Source organism: Alterirhizorhabdus solaris, assembly GCF_007785815.1.
GTDB lineage: Bacteria > Pseudomonadota > Alphaproteobacteria > Sphingomonadales > Sphingomonadaceae > Alterirhizorhabdus > Alterirhizorhabdus solaris.
In genome coordinates this window covers 1-5,777 of sequence record NZ_VNIM01000156.1, presented here as the reverse complement: position 1 = coordinate 5,777, position 5,777 = coordinate 1, and the positions used below count along the sequence as shown (strand labels likewise).

General features: G+C 69.0%; 8 protein-coding genes. 3 read left to right on the top strand and 5 right to left on the bottom strand.

Going from position 1 to position 5,777, the window contains the following annotated elements:
• Positions 1 to 195: 195 nt before the first annotated feature.
• The 5 genes from FOY91_RS20390 to FOY91_RS20370 form a co-directional block, all read right to left on the bottom strand.
• The gene (locus FOY91_RS20390; RefSeq protein WP_238995820.1) at positions 196 to 1,260 is read right to left on the bottom strand and encodes a 5-(carboxyamino)imidazole ribonucleotide synthase; all 1,065 of its coding nucleotides are present in this window, start codon (positions 1,258 to 1,260) and stop codon (positions 196 to 198) included.
• 8 nt (positions 1,261 to 1,268) lie between these two features.
• On the bottom strand, positions 1,269 to 1,757 hold the full coding sequence (purE, locus tag FOY91_RS20385) for a 5-(carboxyamino)imidazole ribonucleotide mutase (protein WP_145155775.1): 489 nt from the start codon (positions 1,755 to 1,757) through the stop codon (positions 1,269 to 1,271).
• A gap of 74 nt (positions 1,758 to 1,831) precedes the next feature.
• Positions 1,832 to 2,518, bottom strand: a complete 687-nt coding sequence (gpmA, locus tag FOY91_RS20380) for a 2,3-diphosphoglycerate-dependent phosphoglycerate mutase (RefSeq protein WP_145155773.1) — start codon at positions 2,516 to 2,518, stop codon at positions 1,832 to 1,834.
• Between the two features lie 151 nt (positions 2,519 to 2,669).
• Positions 2,670 to 3,800 carry a M14 family metallopeptidase gene (locus FOY91_RS20375; protein ID WP_145155771.1) on the bottom strand — a complete coding sequence of 377 codons (1,131 nt, stop codon included), beginning with the start codon at positions 3,798 to 3,800 and terminating at the stop codon, positions 2,670 to 2,672.
• Between the two features lie 2 nt (positions 3,801 to 3,802).
• Positions 3,803 to 4,408: a DUF4136 domain-containing protein gene (locus tag FOY91_RS20370; protein WP_145155769.1), complete on the bottom strand. Its 606-nt coding sequence runs from the start codon at positions 4,406 to 4,408 to the stop codon at positions 3,803 to 3,805.
• Between the two features lie 244 nt (positions 4,409 to 4,652).
• Between FOY91_RS20370 and ykgO the strand changes: the two genes are divergently transcribed.
• From ykgO to FOY91_RS20355, 3 genes are all read left to right on the top strand, one after another.
• Positions 4,653 to 4,778 (top strand): type B 50S ribosomal protein L36, encoded by a 126-nt coding sequence (ykgO, locus tag FOY91_RS20365; protein WP_004210176.1) that lies wholly within the window; start codon positions 4,653 to 4,655, stop codon positions 4,776 to 4,778.
• A gap of 32 nt (positions 4,779 to 4,810) precedes the next feature.
• Positions 4,811 to 5,482 (top strand): HAD family hydrolase, encoded by a 672-nt coding sequence (locus tag FOY91_RS20360; protein WP_238995819.1) that lies wholly within the window; start codon positions 4,811 to 4,813, stop codon positions 5,480 to 5,482.
• Positions 5,479 to 5,777 (top strand): DUF1244 domain-containing protein (locus FOY91_RS20355; protein ID WP_145155767.1); only part of this gene is annotated, 299 nt, incomplete at its 3' end. The genes FOY91_RS20360 and FOY91_RS20355, both read left to right, overlap by 4 nt.

Here is a 5,777-nt window from a genome sequence, read left to right as displayed (position 1 = left end):
GTTGAGTGCGTCGTCTTTTTTGTTTTAACACAGCCCGCGCGCCACCAAAAGTCAAAGGGGGGGGCGCGGGGGCAGGGGTAATTTGTATAAAAAGGCCAGCGGGCCCCCCCCCCCCGCCGGTGCCCCGCCCGAACATCCTGCCGTTTCGCTTGGGCCACCCGGCACAGCCTGTCGGCGGCCGGCATTTTGTGCCGACTAGAACAATAACCGGGTGACGTGCCCCATCTTGCGCCCCGGCCGCGCCTCATGCTTGCCGTAGAGGTGGAGGTGGGCGGTGGGGTCGGCGAGGATCGCGGGCCATTCGTCGGCCTCCGCGCCGATCAGGTTGCGCATCTCGGCGCGCGGCGCGGAAAGTGCGGTGGCGCCCAGCGGCAGGCCGCAGATCGCGCGGATGTGGTTCTCGAACTGGCAGGTGATCGCGCCCTCGATCGTCCAGTGGCCCGAATTGTGGACGCGCGGCGCCATCTCGTTGAACACCGGGCCGGTGTCGGTGGCGAAGAACTCGCACGTCAGTACGCCCACATAGTCGAGCCGGTCGGCGATCCGCCCGGCCAGCGCGATCGCCTCGGGCGCCTGTGCCGCGATCAGCCCGCCCGCCGGCACGGTGGAGGTGGCGAGTATGCCGTCGGCATGGCGATTGTCGGGCGCGTCCCACGCGGCGAACGCGCCATCGGCCCCGCGCACCGCGATGATCGAGAACTCGCGCTCGAACGGCACGAAGCCTTCGAGGATCGCCGGCGCGCCCGCCACCGCGTCCCATGCGGGGGCGATGTCATCGGCCGTCAGCAGTCGCGCCTGCCCCTTGCCGTCATAGCCGAAGCGGCGCGTCTTCAGGATCGCGGGCAGGCCGAGCGCCGCCGCCGCCTCGTGCAGCGCCTCCAGAGAATCGACCGCGCGGAACGGGGCGGGGGTGCCGCCGAGGTCGGTGACGAAGGTCTTTTCGGAAAGCCTGTCCTGCGCCACTTCCAGCGCCGCCGGATTGGGGTGGACGGGCGCGTGATCGGCCAGCCGCCGCAATGGGGCGGCCGGGATGTTCTCGAACTCGAAGGTGACGACATCCACGCCTTGCGCGAAGCGGGCGAGCGCCTCGCCGTCGTCATAGTCGCCGCGCGTCCATTCGGCGGAGACCTCGCTGGCCGGGCCGCTGCCCTCGGGCGAATAGATGTGCGCGCGGTAGCCGAGCCGCGCGGCCGCCATCGCCAGCATCCGGCCGAGCTGGCCGCCGCCGAGGATGCCGATCGTCGCGCCGGGGGCGATCATGCCGCCGCTCATTCGGGGGTATCGGCCACGTCGGCGGTCTGCTTCTCGCGCCATGCGTCCAGCCGCTCGGCCAGCGCCGGATCGGTGGTGGCGAGGATCGCGGCGGCGAACAGCGCGGCGTTGATCGCGCCGGGCTTGCCGATCGCCAGCGTGCCCACGGGGATGCCGCCGGGCATCTGCACGATCGACAGCAGGCTATCCATGCCGGACAGCGCCTTGGATTCCACCGGCACGCCCAGCACCGGCAGCCGCGTCATCGCCGCCGTCATGCCCGGCAGGTGCGCCGCGCCGCCCGCGCCGGCGATGATCGCGACGAGGCCGCGCGACACCGCCGTCTTGGCATAGTCCACCAGCCGGTCTGGCGTGCGATGCGCCGAGACGACGCGCGTCTCGTGCGGCACGCCCAGCGCCGCCAGCGTGTCTGCGGCGTGGCGCATCGTCTCCCAGTCGGATCGGCTGCCCATGATGATGCCGATCAGCGGCGCGGCGTCGGCCATGTGTTCCTCTTCCCCCTCATGCCCGCCCGAGGCGGGAGGGGGATTCGTTTATGCGGCGCCGCGCGCCCGTGCAATCAGCGTTCCGACAGATAATAACGGTCGGTGGCGGTCAGATCGTCGGCCAGCTCGTACACGATCGGCTGGCCGGTCGGGATTTCGAGGCTGGTGATCTCGTCGTCCGGGATGGCCGACAGGTGCTTCACCAGTGCGCGCAGCGAGTTGCCGTGGGCGGAAATCACCACGCGCTTGCCTGCCTTCAGCTGCGGGGCGATCGCCTGCTCCCAATAGGGCAGCACGCGGGCGATCGTGTCCTTCAGGCTTTCGGTGTTCGGGATGGCGATGTCGGCATAGCGGCGATCCTTGCCCAGATCCCACTCGCTGCCCGCCTCCAGCACCGGCGGCGGAATGTCGAACGAGCGGCGCCAGATCTTCACCTGATCGTCGCCGTGCTTCGCCGCCGTCTCCGCTTTGTCCAGCCCGGTCAGGCCGCCATAGTGGCGCTCGTTCAGCCGCCAGTCCTTCTCCACCGGCAGCCACAGCCGGCCCATCTCCTCAAGCGCGAGATTGAGCGTCTTGATCGCGCGGGTCTGCAGGCTGGTGAAGCACAGGTCGAAATCCAGCCCCTTGGCCGCCATCAGCGCGCCGGCGGCCTTCGCCTCCTCGATCCCCTTGTCCGTCAGGTTCACGTCCCACCAGCCGGTGAAGCGGTTTTCGAGGTTCCAGGCGGACTGGCCGTGGCGGATCAGGACGAGGCGGGGCAATGCGGTCTCCTTCGATTATGCGTGCTGCTAGCGCATGTGACGTGGTTTTTGAACCGCCGTGCACCCCTTGCGTCGAGCGAAGTCGAGACACGCCTCTGTGCGTGCGTCCTTGGATGGGGTCGCCCCCTCGACTTCGCTCGGGGCAAGCGGGTTACGCCCGGACGGGAATATCCCCGATGATCTCCCACAATGTCGCGAGGCATTCGTGCGCCAGCGCGCGCGATCGGGCGGGGGACCAGCCGAATTCGGGGTCGGGCAGGTCGGCATTGTCCTTGAACGGCATCTCCAGCGTCATCGCCACCGCGCCGAAGCGGTTGGCGAGCTGGTTGGTGGACATCGAGAGGTTGGCCTTGCCCGCCGGGGTGACGCCGTAGCCGTGCTTCACCTGAAAGTCGGGCGAGCGCCGCGCCAGCGTTTCACGGTAGCGATCGTAGAGCGCGCCCTGCGCTTCGGTCCGGTTCGGGATGCCCTCGAACCCGGCGACGAACACGTGCGGGATCGCCTCGTCGCCGTGGATATCCATCGCGAAATCGACGCCGGTCGCGTCCATCGCGGCGAGCGTGTGCAACACCTCGGGGCTGCGTTCGGCGGTGGGGGCGTGCCATTCGCGATTCAGGTTTACGCCCGCCGCATTGGTGCGCAGGTGGCCGCGTTGCGATCCATCGGGGTTCATGTTCGGCACGATGTGGAAGGTCGCCTCGGCCAGCAGCGCGCGGGCGATGCTGTCCTGCCCGTCGGTCAGCCGGTCGAGCGCGCCCTCGATCCAATGCTCGGCCATCGATTCGCCGGGATGCTGGCGCGCGTAGAGCCACGCGTGGCGCGGGCCGGTGCCGAGATGCAGGCAGTCGATCGCCTGCCCGTCGAGGCTGAAGCCGAGTACCTCGTGCCGCACCCCCGGCCGCACCGCCATCCGCGCGACGAGATCGTGGTGCCGCTCTATCGAATAAGGCGCGAAATAGGCGAACCACGCGCTGTTGGTGGCGGGCGTGTGGCGGATCGTCAGTACGCCGTCGGCATAGCTGGTCTCGGCCAGCCGCCAGTCCGCACGGTCCTCGGAAACGCGCGCGGCGTAATCCGCCCAGCCGCCGGGGTAGGCGGAGCCGGCGGCGTTGACGATCCGCAACGTCACCGCCCGACCGGCGCCACCGGTCAGGCGGAAGTGGAACCACTGGTAGAAATCCGAGTCGTGGTCGCGCACGATCTCCAGGTCGAAGCTGTCGTCCGCCGCCGAGACGACGCGGATGTTGCCACTGTCGAACGCGGCGGAAACCTGCGCGGCCATCCTTATTTCACCGTGATCGTGCGGCCCGATTCACCGGGGAAGCCGGCGAACAGCGCGTTGGCGAGGCGGGCGACGGTGGCGGTCGAATCGGCGGCATTGCCGCTCAGCCGCTGTTCCGTCCGCGCGCGGCCCTCCCAGATCACGGTGCCTTCGGAACGGCGCTTGAGCTGCACCGACAGCTCGGTCAGCACGACCTCGCGCGAGCGGCCCTTGCCGATCGGGAAGCTGACGCCGCCGCCGAGGCCGATGCCGCCGCCGCGCCCGCCCCCGAACGTGCCGCCGCCCAGCCCCACCGAGAAGGGGGACTGCGCCGGCGCCGTCTCACGCGAGCCGCGGAACACGGTGACGGCGGCGACGAGTTCGGAATTGGGCACGTTGGGCACCACCTGGAAGCCGATGCGGCCAAGCTCGCCCTCGACTGCGCGGGCATAGCTCTGGAATTCGAGGCTCTCGGCCTGCACCTTGTCCGCCGGCTCCACCGAGACACGGCCGGTGGCGACCGGCGCGCCGAGATGGAAGCGCGTGACCTGCACCGGCGCCTGCCCGGCGGTGGTGCAACCGGCCACGGCGAGGGCGGAGCCGATCAATATGGCACGGCGGAACAGCATCGGCGGGATCCTTCTGGAAGTATCGGGTGTCAGGAAGAAACGGGTAATTGCAGCGAAACGCCTCTGCCAGCCAATTCGATGCACGACCGGAACGAGAAAGGCGACGGATGGCGGATCGGGGCTGAACGGCGGCACCGCCGCCACGGGCGACGGTTGACTCAGGGGAGGCGCTTGCATAGGGGAGCCGCTCGTTTTCACCATTCCTGTGCAGCCCGTCCTGCGCAGCCATGCAGGCGTGTTTGTCATGAAGATCCGTAACTCGCTCAAGTCGCTGAAGGGCCGTCACCGCGACAACCGCGTGATCCGCCGTCGTGGCCGAACCTACGTCATCAACAAGACGAACCGTCGCTTCAAGGCGCGCCAGGGCTGATTGCGTACCGGCCCGCTTGCGGGCCGGGCGACATGCCTGCTGGCATCACGCCGATGGAAACGATGCCGACGGTCGTGATCTTTGATGTCGGCAACGTCCTCGTCGACTGGCAGCCCGAGCTGCTTTACCGGGATATGATCCCGGACGAGTCTTTGCGCGCGCAGTTCCTCGGCGAAATCGCGACCAAGGACTGGCATTTCCAGCACGACGCCGGCCGTCCGTTCGCCGAGACGAGCGCCGAGCTGACCGCGCGGCACCCGCATTTCGCCGAGGCGATCGCCGCCTGGGGGCCGCGCTTCGGCGAACAGGTGGCGCCGATGCCGGGCATGGCGGCGCTGGTCGATGCGTTGCGCGCGCGCGGCGTGCCGCTCTACGCCATCACCAATTTCAGCCACGAATTCTGGCCGCCGTTCCGCCGCACCTACGAGGCGCTGTTCGAGGGCTTCGTCGATATCGTCGTCTCCGGCGAGGAGCGGCTGACCAAGCCCGATCCCGTGCTGTACCGCCGCGCGCTCGATCGCTTCGGCGTGGCGGCGGCGGATGCGCTGTTCATCGACGATCGCATGGACAATATCGCCGGCGCGGCGGCGGTCGGCATGGCGACCCACCTGTTCACCGATGCCGCCACGCTGCGCGCCGCGCTGCTGGACTTCTGCCTGATCGATCCCGATATCGCCAGCTCCAACGAGGAGCCGACCCCATGAGTTGCAGCGACGCCACCGACACGCTGGTCGATATCGACGACAAGACCGCCGCCGCCGCGTTCCGTCGCCTCGTCGCCCACCTGCGCCATCGCACGGATGCCGAGAACATCGATCTGATGGGGCTGGCCGGCTTCTGCCGCAACTGCCTGGCCGACTGGACCGCCGAGGCCTCCGACGGCGCGATGGATCGCGAGGCGGCGCGCACGGCGGTGTACGGCATGCCCTATGCCGAATGGAAGGCGGAGCACCAGGGCGTCGCCACCCCCGAGCAGATCGCCCGCATGGACGCCAGCGT

Bases quoted from the DNA above. Each gene is read 5' to 3' on its own strand.
- FOY91_RS20390 (WP_238995820.1), bottom strand. From the start codon at position 1,260: ATGATCGCCCCCGGCGCGACGATCGGCATCCTCGGCGGCGGCCAGCTC.
- purE (WP_145155775.1), bottom strand. From the start codon at position 1,757: ATGGCCGACGCCGCGCCGCTGATCGGCATCATCATGGGCAGCCGATCC.
- FOY91_RS20375 (WP_145155771.1), bottom strand. From the start codon at position 3,800: ATGGCCGCGCAGGTTTCCGCCGCGTTCGACAGTGGCAACATCCGCGTC.
- FOY91_RS20370 (WP_145155769.1), bottom strand. From the start codon at position 4,408: ATGCTGTTCCGCCGTGCCATATTGATCGGCTCCGCCCTCGCCGTGGCC.
- ykgO (WP_004210176.1), top strand. From the start codon at position 4,653: ATGAAGATCCGTAACTCGCTCAAGTCGCTGAAGGGCCGTCACCGCGAC.
- FOY91_RS20360 (WP_238995819.1), top strand. From the start codon at position 4,811: ATGCCTGCTGGCATCACGCCGATGGAAACGATGCCGACGGTCGTGATC.